13 protein-coding genes are annotated in these 15,023 nt (G+C 71.1%); 6 read left to right on the top strand and 7 right to left on the bottom strand.

The features are described from left to right. Positions 1-107: 107 nt before the first annotated feature. The 3 genes from B7X32_RS10140 to zapE form a co-directional block, all read right to left on the bottom strand. A complete protein-coding gene (locus tag B7X32_RS10140) occupies positions 108-698 on the bottom strand; it encodes a type II toxin-antitoxin system PemK/MazF family toxin (protein ID WP_292719112.1) in 591 nt (196 codons plus the stop codon). A gap of 41 nt (positions 699-739) precedes the next feature. Continuing rightward, positions 740-1,975: an ammonium transporter gene (locus tag B7X32_RS10145; RefSeq protein ID WP_292719114.1), complete on the bottom strand. Its 1,236-nt coding sequence runs from the start codon at positions 1,973-1,975 to the stop codon at positions 740-742. A 131-nt stretch (positions 1,976-2,106) separates the two neighbouring features. Beyond that, on the bottom strand, positions 2,107-3,159 hold the full coding sequence (gene zapE / locus B7X32_RS10150) for a cell division protein ZapE (RefSeq protein WP_292719116.1): 1,053 nt from the start codon (positions 3,157-3,159) through the stop codon (positions 2,107-2,109). Positions 3,160-3,337: 178 nt separating this feature from the next. On the opposite strand from zapE, the gene B7X32_RS10155 reads away from it, so the two are divergent. Then, positions 3,338-4,231 (top strand): sulfurtransferase, encoded by an 894-nt coding sequence (locus tag B7X32_RS10155; RefSeq protein ID WP_292719118.1) that lies wholly within the window; start codon positions 3,338-3,340, stop codon positions 4,229-4,231. An 18-nt stretch (positions 4,232-4,249) separates the two neighbouring features. Further along, entirely contained in the window at positions 4,250-4,699 is a 450-nt protein-coding gene (locus B7X32_RS10160) for a SufE family protein (RefSeq protein WP_292719120.1), read from the top strand. 85 nt (positions 4,700-4,784) lie between these two features. On the opposite strand, the gene B7X32_RS10165 is transcribed toward B7X32_RS10160, so the two are convergent. Further along, complete coding sequence (locus tag B7X32_RS10165; protein WP_292719122.1) at positions 4,785-5,945, bottom strand: alpha/beta fold hydrolase; 1,161 nt, start codon at positions 5,943-5,945, stop codon at positions 4,785-4,787. Between the two features lie 25 nt (positions 5,946-5,970). Here B7X32_RS10165 and B7X32_RS10170 point away from each other — a divergent pair, with 25 nt between their 5' ends. The 4 genes from B7X32_RS10170 to B7X32_RS10185 all read left to right on the top strand — a co-directional run bounded on the left by B7X32_RS10170 (position 5,971) and on the right by B7X32_RS10185 (position 11,334). Then, entirely contained in the window at positions 5,971-6,552 is a 582-nt protein-coding gene (locus tag B7X32_RS10170) for a DUF3000 domain-containing protein (RefSeq protein ID WP_292719124.1), read from the top strand. Next, entirely contained in the window at positions 6,545-7,741 is a 1,197-nt protein-coding gene (locus tag B7X32_RS10175) for an HRDC domain-containing protein (RefSeq protein ID WP_292719126.1), read from the top strand. Before B7X32_RS10170 ends, B7X32_RS10175 begins: the two co-directional genes overlap by 8 nt. Before the next feature lie 234 nt (positions 7,742-7,975). Continuing rightward, complete coding sequence (locus tag B7X32_RS10180) at positions 7,976-9,181, top strand: thiolase family protein (RefSeq protein ID WP_292719128.1); 1,206 nt, start codon at positions 7,976-7,978, stop codon at positions 9,179-9,181. A gap of 8 nt (positions 9,182-9,189) precedes the next feature. Further along, positions 9,190-11,334 carry a 3-hydroxyacyl-CoA dehydrogenase NAD-binding domain-containing protein gene (locus B7X32_RS10185; protein ID WP_292719129.1) on the top strand — a complete coding sequence of 715 codons (2,145 nt, stop codon included), beginning with the start codon at positions 9,190-9,192 and terminating at the stop codon, positions 11,332-11,334. A 124-nt stretch (positions 11,335-11,458) separates the two neighbouring features. On the opposite strand, the gene B7X32_RS10190 is transcribed toward B7X32_RS10185, so the two are convergent. The 3 genes from B7X32_RS10190 to B7X32_RS10200 form a co-directional block, all read right to left on the bottom strand. Continuing rightward, entirely contained in the window at positions 11,459-13,096 is a 1,638-nt protein-coding gene (locus B7X32_RS10190) for a GMC family oxidoreductase (RefSeq protein WP_292719130.1), read from the bottom strand. Continuing rightward, a complete protein-coding gene (locus tag B7X32_RS10195; protein ID WP_292719131.1) occupies positions 13,093-13,989 on the bottom strand; it encodes a YegS/Rv2252/BmrU family lipid kinase in 897 nt (298 codons plus the stop codon). Before B7X32_RS10195 ends, B7X32_RS10190 begins: the two co-directional genes overlap by 4 nt. Before the next feature lie 9 nt (positions 13,990-13,998). After that, positions 13,999-15,023, bottom strand: a 1,025-nt coding sequence (locus B7X32_RS10200) for an FAD-linked oxidase C-terminal domain-containing protein (protein ID WP_292719132.1), incomplete at its 5' end; no start/stop codon positions are given.

The following is a 15,023-nucleotide window of genomic DNA, read 5'->3' on the forward strand; positions in this document are numbered from 1 at the left end:
GATCCCGCCGAGTGCACGGGTTCTTCGCGCCAACAGACCATGCACTCGGCAACTAGCCGTGCACTCGGCGCCAAGCGGCTCGGCACCGAGCGGCGCTCGGCCCTCCGTCAGGCGACCGCGGTCCATCCGAACCGACGCTCCAGCACGCTCGCCACGCGCTCGAAGCGATCGCGGTCCAGGGCGGCGGCCTCACGCCGCACGCCCGAGACGTGCACGCTGTAGAGCTGGTCGATGTCGACCCAGCTCTCCCTTCCCTGGCCGTCCCAGGGGCCGGATCCGAGCGAGAGGAAGTCGCGGTCCCCGTCGTGGGACTTGCTGGTCAGCTTCACCGCGTACACCCGCTCGGCCGACTGCGTGGCGATCACGAGCACGGGACGGTCCTTGCCCCGCCCGTCGCGCTCGGCGTAGGGCACCCAGGTCCACACGACCTCACCCGCGTCCGGTGCACCGTCGCGCCGGGGCGCGTAGGAGACCCGCAGCGCGCGGACCGAGCGGGGATCCAGCTCGATGGTCTCGGTGGCGCCGCCGTGGCCGGGCGTCGGCTCGAGCGTCGCGGTTCCCGCCGAGGGCCGTGCTCCCCCGCGGCCGGTGGTCCCCCGCGGCGCCGTCGTACGGGAGGACGGGCTCGTGAGAGCCTTCGCGATCGCCGAGACGGCGGCGAAGAGCGCGGACAGGATGCCGTTGCCACTGGTGGTCACAACGACACCCTATCCGCGCCTGTCCCGCATCCCCGCGGGTCTCAGGAGGTGAGCGCGTAGCCCTCCTCGCCGTGCACCACGAGGTCGACGCCGGCGATCTCGTCCTCGCTGGTGACACGGAATCCGATGGTCTTCTCGATGGCGAGGCCGATCACCAGCGCCACGACGAAGGAGTAGATCAACACGCCGCCGGAGGCGAGCACCTGCACCACCAGCAGCCGGAGGTCGCCGCCCGTGAAGAGCCCCTGTCCCGTGGCGAAGAAGCCGAGGTAGATCGTGCCGATGAAGCCGCCCACCAGGTGCAGGCCGACCACGTCGAGCGAGTCGTCGAAACCGAGGCGGAACTTCAGCTCCACCGCCAGAGCGCACACCGCGCCGGTCAGGGCGCCCAGCAGCAGCGCCCATCCCGGGGTCAGGTTGGCGCACGCCGGGGTGATCGCGACGAGGCCCGCCACCGCGCCGCTGGCCGCGCCGATCGAGGTCGCCTTGCCGCCGCGGATGCGCTCCACGAGGATCCAGCCGAGGATGCCCGCGGCCGCCGCGCCGAAGGTGTTGATCGTGATGAGCCCGACGCCGTCCATGCCCTTCGTGGTCCACTGCGCTCCGGCGTTGAAGCCGAACCAGCCGAACCACAGCAGCGCGGCGCCGAGGAGCGTGAGCGGCACGTTGTGCGGCTTCTGGATGCCCTTCTGGAACCCGATCCGCTTGCCGAGCACGAGGGCGAGGGCGAAGGCCGCGGCGCCCGCGTTGATGTGCACCGCCGTGCCGCCGGCGTAGTCGATGAACTCGATGCCGCTGTCGGCGCCGAACAGCATCGCGCCCAGGTGCATGATCCAGCCACCGCCCCAGACCCAGGCGGCGATCGGGAAGTAGCCGACCGTCGCGAAGACCCCGACGAAGATCAGCCAGGGACCGAACTTCGCCCGGTCCGCGATGGCACCGGAGATGAGGGCGACGGTGATGATCGCGAACGTGGCGCCATAGCCGACCGTCAGCAGCGCCACGTTGGATCCCTTGCCGCTCGCGAGGGAGGCCAGACCGAAGTCGGCGAAAGGGTCGCCCGCGAACTGGGTGGGCGAGGTCACGCTCGCCATCGAGGAGCCGAAGAGGATCCACAGCACGGCGACGAGACCGATCGCACCGAAGCTCATCATCATCATGCTGACGACGCTCTTGGCCTTCACGAGACCGCCGTAGAAGAACGCCACCCCCGGCGTCATGAGCAGCACCAGCGCCGTCGCCGTCACTCCCCAGGAGATGTTCCCTGTTGCTTCCATGCTGTGCGCCTCCACCTGATCGCGTCGTGCGTTTCAGTGTGGCGGCGCCGTGTTTCGTGGGAACGAGGCGGATGTTGCGGCGGTGTTACAGGATCCGCCGCTGTGTGAACAGCGTGTTTCGCGGATCACGGTCAGGCGGCCGTGGGGAGCTCCGCGTGGGAGAGCGCGTTCAGGCGGGAGATCGCGCGCAGGTACTTCTTGCGGTAGCCGCCGCCGAGCATCTCCTCGCTGAAGACCTCGTCGAGGGGGCGGCCCGTCGCGAGCACCGGCACCTGCGCGTCGTACGCGCGGTCGACGAAGGCGACGAACCGCAGCGCCTCCGACTGATCGGTGAGCTGGCGCACATCGCGGATCCCCAGGGCCTCCACGCCCGCGATGAGGCGGATGTATCGCGAGGGGTGCACCTGCGCGAGGTGCTTGACGATGTCGTCGAAGGCGTCGTCCGAGACGCGGTGGCCGGCGCTCAGCGCGGCGAGCTGCGCGGCGTACTCGTCCCCGGTCAACGTGCGGGCGTGCCCGTCCAGGGCGCGCTGGCGGAAGTCGACGCCGTCGATGCGGATCGTCTCGAAGCTGTCCGACATCGCGTGGATCTCCCGGAGGAAGTCCTGCGCCGCGAACCGCCCCTCGCCCAGGGCGTTCGGCGGGGTGTTGGAGGTGGCGGCGAGCTTGGTGCCGCTGCCGACCAGCTCGCCGAGCAGGCGCGTCATGACCATGGTGTCGCCCGGATCGTCGAGCTCGAACTCGTCGATGCAGAGCAGATCGGATCCGCGGAGCAGGTCGACGGTGTTGCGATAGCCGAGCGCGCCGACCAGGGCCGTGTACTCGATGAAGGATCCGAAGTACTTCCGCCGGGCGGGCATCGCGTGATAGATCGAGGCGAGGAGGTGGGTCTTGCCGACGCCGAATCCGCCGTCGAGGTAGACGCCGGGCTTCGTCTGCGGGAGCTTCGGCGCCCGCCGGAACAGTCCGCCGCGCTTGACCTGCTGCGCGCCCGTGGCGAAAGACACGAGATGCTGCTTGGCCTCCTCCTGCGACGGGTAGGCCGCGTCGGAGCGATAGCTGTCGAACGTCGCGCCGTCGAACTGCGGCGGCGGGACGAGCCCGGTCAGCAGTTCGGTGCCGGTCATCTGCGGCTGGCGGTCGATGAGGTGGACGACGCCGGAGGTGGCGGCCTGATCGGTCATTCGGATCCTGTGTCGAAGTCTTACCCGGCGGGTGCGCAGGGGCGCACGGGGTTCTAGTGTCGAAGAGACGGATCAACCCTACGCCGTCGCCGTCACCGGTTTCACCGCGCGTCAGCTCGCGCGACGGGCCGTTCACGGACATCGTCGCCCTGCATCACCACCTCCGAGGGAGCCCCCAGTGACCGTCGACTTCGACACCACGTCCGCATCGTTCGCCGAGTACGCCGAGCCCGGCCGACTCGTCAGCACCGACTGGCTCGCCGCGCACCTGGGCGAACCGGGCCTGGTCGTGGTGGAGTCCGACGAGGACGTGCTGCTCTACGAGACCGGGCACATCCCGGGTGCCGTGAAGGTCGACTGGCACACGGAGCTCAACGATCCTGTCGTGCGCGACTACGTGGACGGCGCGGGCTTCTCCGCGCTCCTCAGCCGCAAGGGGATCTCCCGCGACGACACCGTCGTCATCTACGGCGACAAGAACAACTGGTGGGCCGCCTACGCGCTCTGGGTGTTCTCGCTCTTCGGCCACGAGGACGTCCGCCTGCTGGACGGCGGGCGCGACCGCTGGATCTCCGAGGGCCGCGAGATCACGACGGAGCTTCCCGCGCGCGCCGCCACGGCCTACCCGGTCGTGGAGCGCGACGACTCGGTGCTGCGCGCCTACAAGGACGACGTGCTCGCGCATCTCGGCAACCCGCTCATCGACGTGCGCTCGCCCGAGGAGTACAACGGCTCCCGCACCTCGGCGCCCGCCTACCCCGAGGAGGGCGCGCTGCGCGCCGGCCACATCCCCACCGCGCAGAACGTGCCGTGGGCCAAGGCCGTCGCGGAAGACGGCGGATTCAAGCCGCGCACCGAGCTGGAGGCGATCTACCTCGACGGCGCGGGCCTCAAGGCCGGCGACGACGTGGTGGCCTACTGCCGCATCGGCGAGCGCTCGGCCCACACCTGGTTCGTGCTGAAGCACCTGCTCGGCTTCGAGAACGTCCGCAACTACGACGGATCCTGGACCGAGTGGGGCAGCGCGGTGCGCGTCCCGATCGTCACGGGCGAGGAGCCTGGCACGCTCTGACGTGGGAGAATGGCGGGGATGTCCGACACCCCCGCCTTCGTCCTCCCCGACTCCCTTGCCGAGATCAGGGACGAGTTCCTCGAGCTCCCCGAATCCGACCGGCTGCAGCTGCTCCTCGAGTTCTCGAACGAGCTGCCCGCGGTCTCGGAGGAGGTCGCCGCGCACCCCGAGATGACCGAGCGCGTGGCCGAGTGCCAGTCGCCGGTGTACATCTATCTCGAGCTGACCGACGGCGCCGTGACGATGCACGCCACCGCGCCCGCCGAGGCGCCCACGACGCGCGGTTTCGCCAGCATCCTGGCGCAGGGAATCGCGGGTCTGAGCCCTGAGGCCGTGCTCGCGATTCCCGACGACTTCCCCCAGTCGATCGGGCTGACCAGGGTCGTCTCTCCGCTGCGCATCTCCGGCATGACCGGCATGCTCATGCGCGCCAAGCGCCAGGTGCGCGCCCGCCTCGCCGCAGCCTGAACCGGCGCCTGACCGCGAGACTCCATCTCCGCGGCGAGACAGCACCGCCGGAGCGAAGTCTCGTCGCCCAGGTGGAGTGTCGCTGTCAGTCCGCGAAGCCGTGCTCTCCGAGCCAGTCGGTGATCGCGTCGGTCCAGCGGTTCTGGTCGTAGTTCCAGAGCTTCGTGTGGCGCGCGCCGGTGAACGGCGGCATGGTCACCAGATCCGGTCGCGCCTCGGCCAGCGCATGCGAGGCGTCGGAGGGCACGAAGCCGTCGTCGTCGCTGTGCAGCAGCAGAATCGGCACGTCCAGCTCGGCGGAACGGGCGACCATGTCCAGCGCGTCGAAGGCGATCGCCTGGTCCGCGCCGCTGAGCCGCGCCGACCAGGGCTGCTCCAGGGCCTCCATCGCGAGCTGCGGAAGGGGATCCGGCAGCCCCATCGCCTTCGCCTGGAAGCGCAGCACCGTGCGCCAGTCCACGACCGGCGAGTCCAGGATCATGCCGACGACCGCACCGCCGTGGTCCGAGCTCACCAGGGTCTGCAGCGCGATCGCGCCGCCCATCGACCACCCCATCAGCAGGATCCGCTCCGCGCCGTGGCGCAGCGCGTAGGAGATCGCGGTCTCCACGTCGCGCCACTCCGTCGCTCCGAGTCCATAGGATCCAGGGCGTGTGCGCGGCCCCTCGCCGTCGTTGCGGTACGACGTCACCAGCACCGGGAGTCCCGCGGCGTGCAGCACGGGGACGGCGCGCAGGCACTCGGACCGGGTGGCGCCCCGGCCGTGCACCTGGATCACCCAGGTCGTGGACTCCGCCGGGAAGAGCCACGCGGGGCACGGGCCGGCCGGCGTCCCGATCAGCACCGATTCGTAGGGCAGGTGCAGCTCCCCGGGGGCGAGGTAGTAGTAGCCGCTGAAGCCGGCCCTGCGCCCCACCTCCGCACCCGGTTCGATCTGGGTCAGGAGCTTGCGGCGCACGCTGTGGGCGTCCGCGTGCAGCACTGCGCCGAGCTTCACATAGCCGGGCGTGCCCTCGACGTAGAGGCCGTAGCGCCCCGGCAGCTCGGTGTCCGGCGTGCGCGAGAGCTCGATCGTCTGCGCTCCCGTGTCGACGGCCAGCACATCGGTGTCGTTCTTGCGGGGGGCCGGGGTGATCACCTCGCGGGCGACGCGCAGCACGAGGGCTCCGCCGATCGCCGCGCCGAGAGCCGCGGCGCCTGCCAGCGCGATCGCGCCGATCGTCGCGGCGTGCCTGAGACTCTTCATCGCCTCCTGACTCTAGTCTGTCCGCGTGAGCGCTCATCCCGGACCCGACGGCGTCTTCGCACATGCCGCCGAGCAGCTGCGGGCGCTGCGGTTCCGCGACGACATCGTGGTGCGCGAGATCCCCGCGCCGTCCGGCCTCGCCCCCGAGGCTCTGGCCCTCGCGGCCGACGTGCGCCCCGACGAGAACGGCGACTCCCTGTACGGGACGGGACGGTTCGTGCTGCTGCACGATCCGGCGGAGCCGGACGCCTGGGGTGGTCCCTGGCGCATCGTGGCCTTCGCGCAGGCGCCGCTCGAGCCCGAGATCGGCACCGATCCGCTGCTGGCGGATGTAGCGTGGTCTTGGCTGATCGACGCGCTCGGCTCGCGCGGCGCGACGCATCACTCCGCATCCGGAACCTCGACGAAGACCCTCTCGAAGGGTTTCGGGGGGCTTGCTGCGGAAGGGGACGGCGCGCAGATCGAACTCCGTGCGTCGTGGTCGCCGACCGGCCCCCTCGCCCCGCATGCCGAGGCATGGGCGGAGCTGGTCGGAATGCTGGCGGGACTGCCGCCGGGCTCAGAGGACATCGCCGTGTTCGGCGCCAGGAGAACGATCCGTGACTGACTACGTCGTCATCGACAACGACAAGGACTTCGTCGCCGCAGCCGAGACGCTCGCGGTGGGACACGGCCCCGTCGCCGTCGACGTGGAGCGCGCCTCCGGCTTCCGCTACTCGCAGCGCGCCTACCTCGTCCAGGCGTTCCGGCGCGACGCCGGCGCCTTCCTGTTCGATCCGATCTCGATCAGCTCCTTCGTCCCCCTGCAGGAGGCGATCGGCGCCGAGGAGTGGGTCTTCCACGCCGCCAGCCAGGACCTTCCGTCTCTGCACGAGCTGGGCCTCGACCCTGCGCACGTGTTCGACACCGAGCTCGCCGCGCGTCTGCTCGGCTATGAGCGCGTGGGGCTCGCCGCGGTCGTCGAGCGCGCCCTCGGCATCGTCCTGGCCAAGGAGCACTCCGCCGCCGACTGGTCGACCAGGCCGCTCCCGAACTCCTGGCTCGAGTACGCCGAGCTCGACGTCCTGCATCTGGTCGACGTGCGCGACTTCATCGCCTCAGAGCTCGAGGCGGCCCACAAGACGGAGTTCGCCGCCGAGGAGTTCGAGGCGACCCGCGTCCGCCTGCCCAAGCCTCCCCGCGAGGAGCCGTGGCGGCGGCTGAGCGGCCTGCACCAGGTGCGCGGCGCGAAGAACCTCGCGGTCGCCCGCGAGCTGTGGGAGGCCCGCGAGGAGTTCGCCCGCGAATCCGACGTCTCCCCCGGCCGTCTCGTGCCGGACCGGGCCCTCATCGCCGCGGTGCAGGCCAATCCGCAGAACAAGGGAGCGCTCGCCGCCGTCTCGGCCTTCACCGGACGCGCCAGCCGCAGTCAGCTGGACCGGTGGTGGGCCGCGATCGAGCGCGGCCGCGAGCGAACCGACCTGCCGCGCGAGCGCGTGCCCAGCGATGCGCCTCCGCCGCCCCGCGCCTGGGCCGATCGCAACCCGGAGGCCGATGCCCGTCTGAAGGCCGCCCGCGCGGCCGTCGAGGCGCATGCCGAAGAGCTCGGGATGCCCACGGAGAACCTGCTCACCCCCGACACGCTGCGCCGGATCGCCTGGGAGCCGCCGGCCGAGATCAACGCCGCGACGATCGGATCCGCTCTCGCCGAGCGCGAGGCGAGGGCCTGGCAGATTGAGGAAACCGCACAGCGGATCGCGGATGCTTTTGTGGAAGCCGCGCAAACGGCGGACGAGGCACCCGGAACCGCTTCGTAGGTTCAGCCCAACCGATTCCTCCTCGGATCCCCCACCGCTCCTAGGCTGAGGGAGCACCCCCGGAGCACAGGGACCGAGATGACACTCGGTCTCACAAATTCGGGAACCGCGTTCCTCGGAACGTGCGAAACTGTAAGTCCGGCGCGCAGCTGCGCGCCGGCGACCATCCGTTCCGCGCAGCGGTCCGGATATTGGAGGCCCTGTCCGCGCAGCGGACCGGACATTGGAGGCAGAGTGGCCGAGATCTCGGACGTCTTCTTCGTCGATGGAGTGCGCACCCCCTTCGGGCGCGCCGGCGAGAAGGGCATGTACTGGAACACCCGCGCGGACGACCTGGCCGTCAAGGCCACGATCGGCCTGATGGAGCGGAACGCGAACGTCCCGCTGGACCGGATCGACGACGTCGCCATCGCCGCGACGTCGCAGACGGGTGACCAGGGTCTCACCCTCGGTCGCTCGGTCGCGATCCTTGCAGGCCTCCCGCAGACCGTGCCCGGCCTGGCGGTCGAGCGCATGTGCGCAGGCGCGATGACCAGCGTGACCACGATGGGCGCCTCGATCGGCGTCGGCATGTACGACCTCGCCGTCGCCGGCGGCGTCGAGCACATGGGCCACCACCCGATCGGCGGCAACGCCGATCCCAACCCGCGCTTCGTCGCGGAGAAGATGGTCGATCCCGGAGCCCTGAACATGGGCGTCACCGCGGAGCGCATCTTCGACCGCTTCCCGCACCTGACCAAGGAGCGCTCCGACCGCTTCGGCATGCTGAGCCAGCACAAGGTGCAGGCCGCCTACGACGCGGGCAAGATCCAGCCCGACCTCGTGCCGGTCGCGATCAAGGGCGCCGACGGCGCCTGGGGCCTCGCCACCGAGGACGAGGGCCGTCGCCCGCAGACCACGATGGAGGATCTGGCGGCGCTGAAGACCCCGTTCCGCCCGCACGGCCGCGTCACGGCCGGCACCTCCTCGCCGCTCACCGACGGCGCGACGATGTCGCTGCTCGCCGGCGGCGGAGCGGTCAAGGAGCTCGGACTCGCCCCGAAGATGCGCATGGTGTCCTTCGCGTTCGCCGGCGTGCAGCCGGAGATCATGGGCATCGGTCCGATCCCGTCCACCGAGAAGGCGCTCAAGAAGGCCGGTCTCTCGATCTCCGACATCGGCCTCTTCGAGCTCAACGAGGCCTTCGCGATCCAGGTGATCTCGCTGCTCGACCACTTCGGCATCGCCGACGACGATCCTCGGGTGAACGCGTGGGGCGGGGCGATCGCGATCGGCCACCCGCTCGCCGCGAGCGGCGTGCGCCTGATGATCCAGCTCGCCGCGCAGTTCGCCGAGCGTCCCGACGTCCGGTACGGCCTCACCGCGATGTGCGTGGGTCTCGGCCAGGGCGGCTCGGTCATCTGGGAGAACCCCTACTTCGACGGCAAGAAGCGGAAGTGAGTGCCGGAATGACGAACTACGACGCGATCGACTTCTCGCCCATCATGGCCCTCACCGAGGGCGAGGTCGTCACGCACTCCCCCGTGCGCGACGTGCGGCTGCCCTCCGGCAAGGTGCTGGCCCTCATCACGCTCGACAACGGCCGCGACCACACCCGTCCGAACACGCTCGGCCCCGCGACGCTCACCGAGCTCGGCGAGACTCTCGCCGGCCTCCGGGCGCGTGCCGCCGCCGGTGAGATCCACGCCGTCGGCATCACGGGCAAGCAGTACATCCTCGCTGCCGGCGCCGATCTCTCCGACATCAGCCGGGTCGGATCCCGTGACAACGCGCGCCTCATCGCGCAGCTCGGTCACAAGGTGCTGGGGTTCCTCAGCTCCCTCGGCGTGCCGTCCTTCGCGTTCGTCAACGGGCTCGCCCTCGGCGGCGGCGTCGAGATCGCGCTGAACTCGACGTACCGCACGGTCGACGCCTCCGCGGCGGCCCTCGCGCTGCCCGAGGTCTTCCTCGGGATCATCCCCGGCTGGGGCGGCGCCTACCTGCTGCCGAACCTCATCGGCATCGAGAACGCGCTCGAGGTCGTCATCTCGAACCCGCTCAAGCAGAACCGCATGCTCAAGCCGCAGCAGGCGTTCGAGCTCGGCATGATGGACGCGATCTTCCCCGCCGCGAACTTCCTGGAGGACTCGCTGCGCTGGGCCGATGCGGTGCTCGGCGGCAAGAAGGTCGACCGCAAGAACGAGCCGGGCAAGATCGAGCGGCTCACGAAGTGGCCGATCGCCATCAAGATGGCCCGCGGCATGCTCGAGTCGAAGATCGGCACCGTGCCCCGTTCGCCGTACGTCGCGCTCGACCTGCTCGACAAGGCGAAGAGCGGCACGCGCGAGGAGGGCTTCGCCCGCGAGGACGAGGCGCTCGCCGATCTCGTCACCGGCGACCAGTTCGCCGCGTCGATGTACGCCTTCGACCTCGTGCAGAAGCGGGCCAAGCGCCCGGTCGGCGCCCCCGACAAGGCCCTCGCCAAGAAGGTCACCAAGGTCGGCATCATCGGAGCGGGCCTCATGGCCAGCCAGTTCGCGCTCCTGTTCGTGCGCAAGCTGCAGGTGCCGGTGCTCATCACCGACCTCGACCAGGCGCGCGTCGACAAGGGCGTCGCCTACATCCACGAGGAGATCGGCAAGCTCGAGGCGAAAGGCCGTCTCGACGCGGACAGCGCGAACAAGCTGCGCGGTCTGGTGACCGGCACGACCGACAAGTCCCTGTACGCGGACTGCGACTTCGTGATCGAGGCCGTGTTCGAGGAGGTCGGCGTCAAGCAGGCCGTGTTCGGCGAGATCGAGCAGATCGTCGCCGAGGACGCGATCCTCGCGACCAACACGTCGTCCCTCTCGGTCGAGGAGATCGGCTCGAAGCTCGCGCACCCCGAGCGACTGGTCGGCTTCCACTTCTTCAATCCGGTCGCGGTCATGCCGCTCATCGAGATCGTGAGGACGGCGACGACCACCGAGGCGGCGCTGTCGACCGCGTTCGTGGTCGCGAAGGGCCTGGGCAAGAACGCCGTGCTGACCGCCGACGCCCCCGGCTTCGTCGTGAACCGCCTGCTCGCCAAGGTCATGGGCGAGGCCGCTCGTGCGGTCTACGAGGGCACGCCGGTCGCCGAGGTCGAGAAGGCCTTCGCGCCGCTCGGGCTGCCGATGGGTCCGTTCCAGCTCATCGACCTGGTCGGCTGGAAGGTCGCCGCGCACGTGCAGGACACCATGGTGCACGCGTTCCCGGACCGCTTCTACGCGAACGAGAACTTCCACGCCCTGGCGGATCTGCCGGAGGTCGTCGAGAAGGACAAGGGCGGCAGGGTGACCGGCTTCACCAAGGCCGCGGACAAGCTCGTGAAGCAGGCCGCGGGGACCACCCCGACGCCCGCCGCGGAGATCCTCCGCCGCGTGCAGGACGGGCTCGCGCAGGAGATCAGGCTCATGCTCGACGAAGGCGTGGTGCCCGAGGTCGAGGACATCGACCTGTGCCTCATCCTCGGCGCCGGCTGGCCCTTCATCGACGGCGGTGCGTCGCCGTACCTCGACCGCGAGGGCGCCTCGGAGCGTGTGTTCGGCGCGACGTTCCACACACCGGTGATCCGCGGGATCGCGAACGCCTGACCGCTCGGGTTCATCGAGACGAAACGCCGCTTCCTCCGGGAGGCGGCGTTTCGTCTCGCTCGGCCTCCGGCCGTGCTCGCTCAACGGCCGGAGAGCACCCCGGTGCGGATCCGGCCGCGGTCGGTCAACGATCGCGGGGCACCTGAACCGGCCTCGGATCCGCTTCGCCCCGTCGCGGCCAATACGACATCGCGCGTTCGGCGAGGGCCGTGATCGTGAGCGACGGGTTCACGCCGGGATTCGCCGGGACGGCGGATCCGTCGACGACCGACAGCCCGGGATGACCCCACACGCGGTGATACGGATCGACGACGCCGCGCTCCGGCGCGTCCGAGAGCACCGCCCCGCCGAGGAAGTGGGCGGTGAGCGGGATCCCGAAGACCTCGGGCCAGGATCCGCGCGCGGACGCCGGGACGCCGGTCTCCTGCGTCATGCGGGCGGCGATCGCCTCGGCCGCGCGATGCGCCTCGGGCAGGTGACTGGGGTTCGGGGCGCCGTGGCCCTGGGCGCTCGTCAGCACCTCGCGCCCGAACCGACGTCGCAGGGAGAGCGTGAGCGAGTTGTCGGCGGTCTGCATCACGAGCGCGATGATCCCGCGCTCGCTCCACCGTCGCAGCGTGCCGAGGCGGAACTGACGGACAGGGTGACGCACGACGGCGCCGAGCAGCGCGCCCAGCCGACGGCGCAGCGGCACGTCGCCGGGCACGAGCACCGTCGCGAGGGCGCCCATGAGGTTGGATCCCGGCCCGTACCGCACGTTCTCCACGTGGGTGCGCTCGTCGACGTGGAACGAGGTCGTGATGGCCACGCCGTGGGCGAAGCCGGCCTCCTCCGGCACCGCTGTCGAGACCGCGCCGTCCAGAGCCTCGGAGTTGGTGCGGGTGAGCCGGCCGAGCGCGTCCGGGATGCGCGGCAGCGCGCCGGAGGCCTTCATCCGGTGCAGGAGCTGCTGGCTCCCCCAGGTGCCCGCGGCGAGCACGACGTGCTCCGCGGTGACGGTGCGCCGTCGGCCCGGCCCCCACGCGCCGCTGCGACGTGTGGTGACGGAGAATCCGCCTCCGGCGAGCTCGCGCACCTCGACGACGGTGCGCAGCGCCTCGATCACCGCCCCGCGGCGCTCCGCGAGGGCGAGGTAGTTCTTCATGAGCGTGTTCTTCGCGCCGACCCGACAGCCCACCATGCAGTTCCCGCACAGCGTGCAGCCCGTGCGCGACGGCCCTTCGCCGCCGAAGAACGGATCCGGGACGGTCTCGCCCGGCGCGCCGAAGTACACCCCGACCGGCGCCCGGCGGAACGTCTTCGCGACGCCCAGATCCTCCGCGGCGCCGGCCATGATGCGTTCCACCGGTCCGGTGTGCGGGTAGTGCTCCACGACGCCGAGCATGCGCTTGGCCGTCGCATAGTGCGGTGCGAGCTCCTGCTGCCACGACGCGATGCCGGCCCACTGCGGGTCGTCGAAGAAGGGCGCGCCGGGCTGGTAGAGCGTGTTCGCGTAGTTCAGGGACCCACCGCCGACACCCGCACCCGCGAGGATCATGACGTGCGGCAGCCGGTGGATCCGCTGCACGCCGAAGCAGCCGAGCGCGGGGGCCCACAGGTAGCGCCGGACGTTCCAGTTCGTCTTCGCGAAGTCCTCGTCCTCGAAGCGGCGACCCGCCTCGTACACGCGGACCCGGTATCCCTTCTCCACGAGCCGGAGCGCGGCGACGGATCCGCCGAAACCGGATCCGATCACGACGACGTCCTCGTCGAAGCCGTTCATGCCGCTCCTCCCCTCGGCACCATCACGGTCAGCGTCCCCGGACGCACCCGGATCGTGCACTCCTTCTCGGCGATCCGCTCGCCGTCGGCGTAGACCACCAGATCCGGCGCCGAGACCGCGATCTCCCTGACACGCCGGTGCGCGACCTCCTGCCTGGCCAGGTGACGCCCGCGCAGCAGCAGTGGGAAGAGCGCCAGCAGCCGCGCGCGCCCGAGCGGTGCGACGTGCACCACGTCCAGCAGGCCGTCGTCGGGGCGCGCCTCGGGGCAGATCGGCATGCCGCCGCCGTAGCTGGCGGTGTTGCCCACGGCGACGAGCGTGCCCGGCGCCTCCCGCGCGCTCTCGCCGTCGCATGCGAGCCGGAACAGCGTCGGGCGGAGGCGCACGACCTCCACGAGGATGGCGAGGTAGTAGCGCGCGGCGCCCCGGGGCCACCGCAGCAGATTGGTGCGGTCGCTGACCTTCGCGTCGAACCCGAGCGCCGCCACCGTGAGGAAGGGCGTGATCCGCCCCTCTGCCACGATCTCGCCGACGTCGATGCGGCGACGCTCCCCGTTCAGCGCGAGGAGCGCGGCGCCCGCCGGATCGTGCCGCGGCAGGCCCAGGGCGCGGGCGAAGTCGTTTCCGGTGCCCGCCGGCACGAGAGCGAGCGGCACGTCCGCGCCCGCGAGCTCCGGCAGGATCTCCGAGACGGTCCCGTCCCCGCCGACCACGACGATCGCGTCGGGACGCCCCGCGAGCGCGTCCCCGGTGAGGCGCCGCGTCTCGGCCGCCGATGCCCCGATGTGCACGCGCACATCCGCGCCCGCAGCGCCCAGAGCCGCCGCGGCGGCGTCCGCGGCGGCGGCGCCTCGCCCCTTCCCGGAGCGCGGATTCGCGATCAGAGCGATCATCGGCACGTCTCAGGCTCCCGCGGCGCGCACCGGCACGGGCGTCGCCGCGCCGAGCACCGCGCCGGGATTCATGATCCCGTCGGGGTCGAGCTCGCGCTTGACGGCGGCGAGGATCCGCACGCCGGTGTCGCCGATCTCCTCGCCGAGCCACGGCGCATGATCGCGGCCCACCGCGTGGTGGTGACTGATCGTGCCGCCCGCCGCCATGATCGCGTCGCCGACGCGGCGCTTGATGCCCGACCACGCCTCCTGCGCGTCGGCGCCGAGCGGGGCCAGCACGGTGAAGTAGAGCGACGCCCCGGTCGGGTACACGTGAGAGACGTGGCACATCACGAACGCCTTGCGCCCCGCACCGGCGAACCCGCTCTTGAGCGCCCGTGTCACCGCCTCGCGCAGGCCTTCGAGCCGCGACCACCTGGTGGCCGTCTCCAACGTCTCGCAGAACACACCGGCATCCAGCAGCGCGTCCCGCAGGTAGGGCCCGTCGAATCGGGTGCGCAGCCAGTCCTCGGAGGGCCCTTCGCCCGAGGAGGCGCCTCCGGCCGCCTGCAGCAGCGCCGCTGTGCGCGCCCGGCGCGCCGCCACGTCGTCCCCCTCGAACACCGTGACCGCGCTCGCGCCCTTGGCGAGGGCCTTGCCGATCCTGCCGACCTGGGCGAGGCTCACGCTCGTCTCGGCCTCGTCCGACAGCCGGATCACCGTGGGACCTCCGCCGTGCTGCACCACAGCCCGGAGCGCCGCCGCGCCGGTCGCGAAGTCGGGGAACGCCCAGGACTCCATCACGCGCTCGGCCGGCACCGGATGCACACGCACCCTGACCTCGGTGATGACGCCGTAGATGCCTTCGGAGCCGAGGAACAGGCGCACGAGGTCGGGTCCCGCCGCGCTGCCCGGCGACCGCCCCAGGTCGACGTCACCGGTCGGCGTCGCGACGCGGATGCCCGTGACCATCGCGTCGAAGCGTCCGTACCCGGCCGAGTTCTGCCCCGACGACCGCGCCGCGGCGAATCCGCCGATCGTCGCGTAGCGGAAGC

The organism is Microbacterium sp. 13-71-7 (assembly GCF_002257455.1).
Classification (GTDB): domain Bacteria; phylum Actinomycetota; class Actinomycetes; order Actinomycetales; family Microbacteriaceae; genus Microbacterium.

Bases quoted from the DNA above. Each gene is read 5' to 3' on its own strand.
- B7X32_RS10145 (WP_292719114.1), bottom strand. From the start codon at position 1,975: ATGGAAGCAACAGGGAACATCTCCTGGGGAGTGACGGCGACGGCGCTG.
- zapE (WP_292719116.1), bottom strand. From the start codon at position 3,159: ATGACCGATCAGGCCGCCACCTCCGGCGTCGTCCACCTCATCGACCGC.
- B7X32_RS10160 (WP_292719120.1), top strand. From the start codon at position 4,250: ATGTCCGACACCCCCGCCTTCGTCCTCCCCGACTCCCTTGCCGAGATC.
- B7X32_RS10165 (WP_292719122.1), bottom strand. From the start codon at position 5,945: ATGAAGAGTCTCAGGCACGCCGCGACGATCGGCGCGATCGCGCTGGCA.
- B7X32_RS10185 (WP_292719129.1), top strand. From the start codon at position 9,190: ATGACGAACTACGACGCGATCGACTTCTCGCCCATCATGGCCCTCACC.
- B7X32_RS10190 (WP_292719130.1), bottom strand. From the start codon at position 13,096: ATGAACGGCTTCGACGAGGACGTCGTCGTGATCGGATCCGGTTTCGGC.
- B7X32_RS10195 (WP_292719131.1), bottom strand. From the start codon at position 13,989: ATGATCGCTCTGATCGCGAATCCGCGCTCCGGGAAGGGGCGAGGCGCC.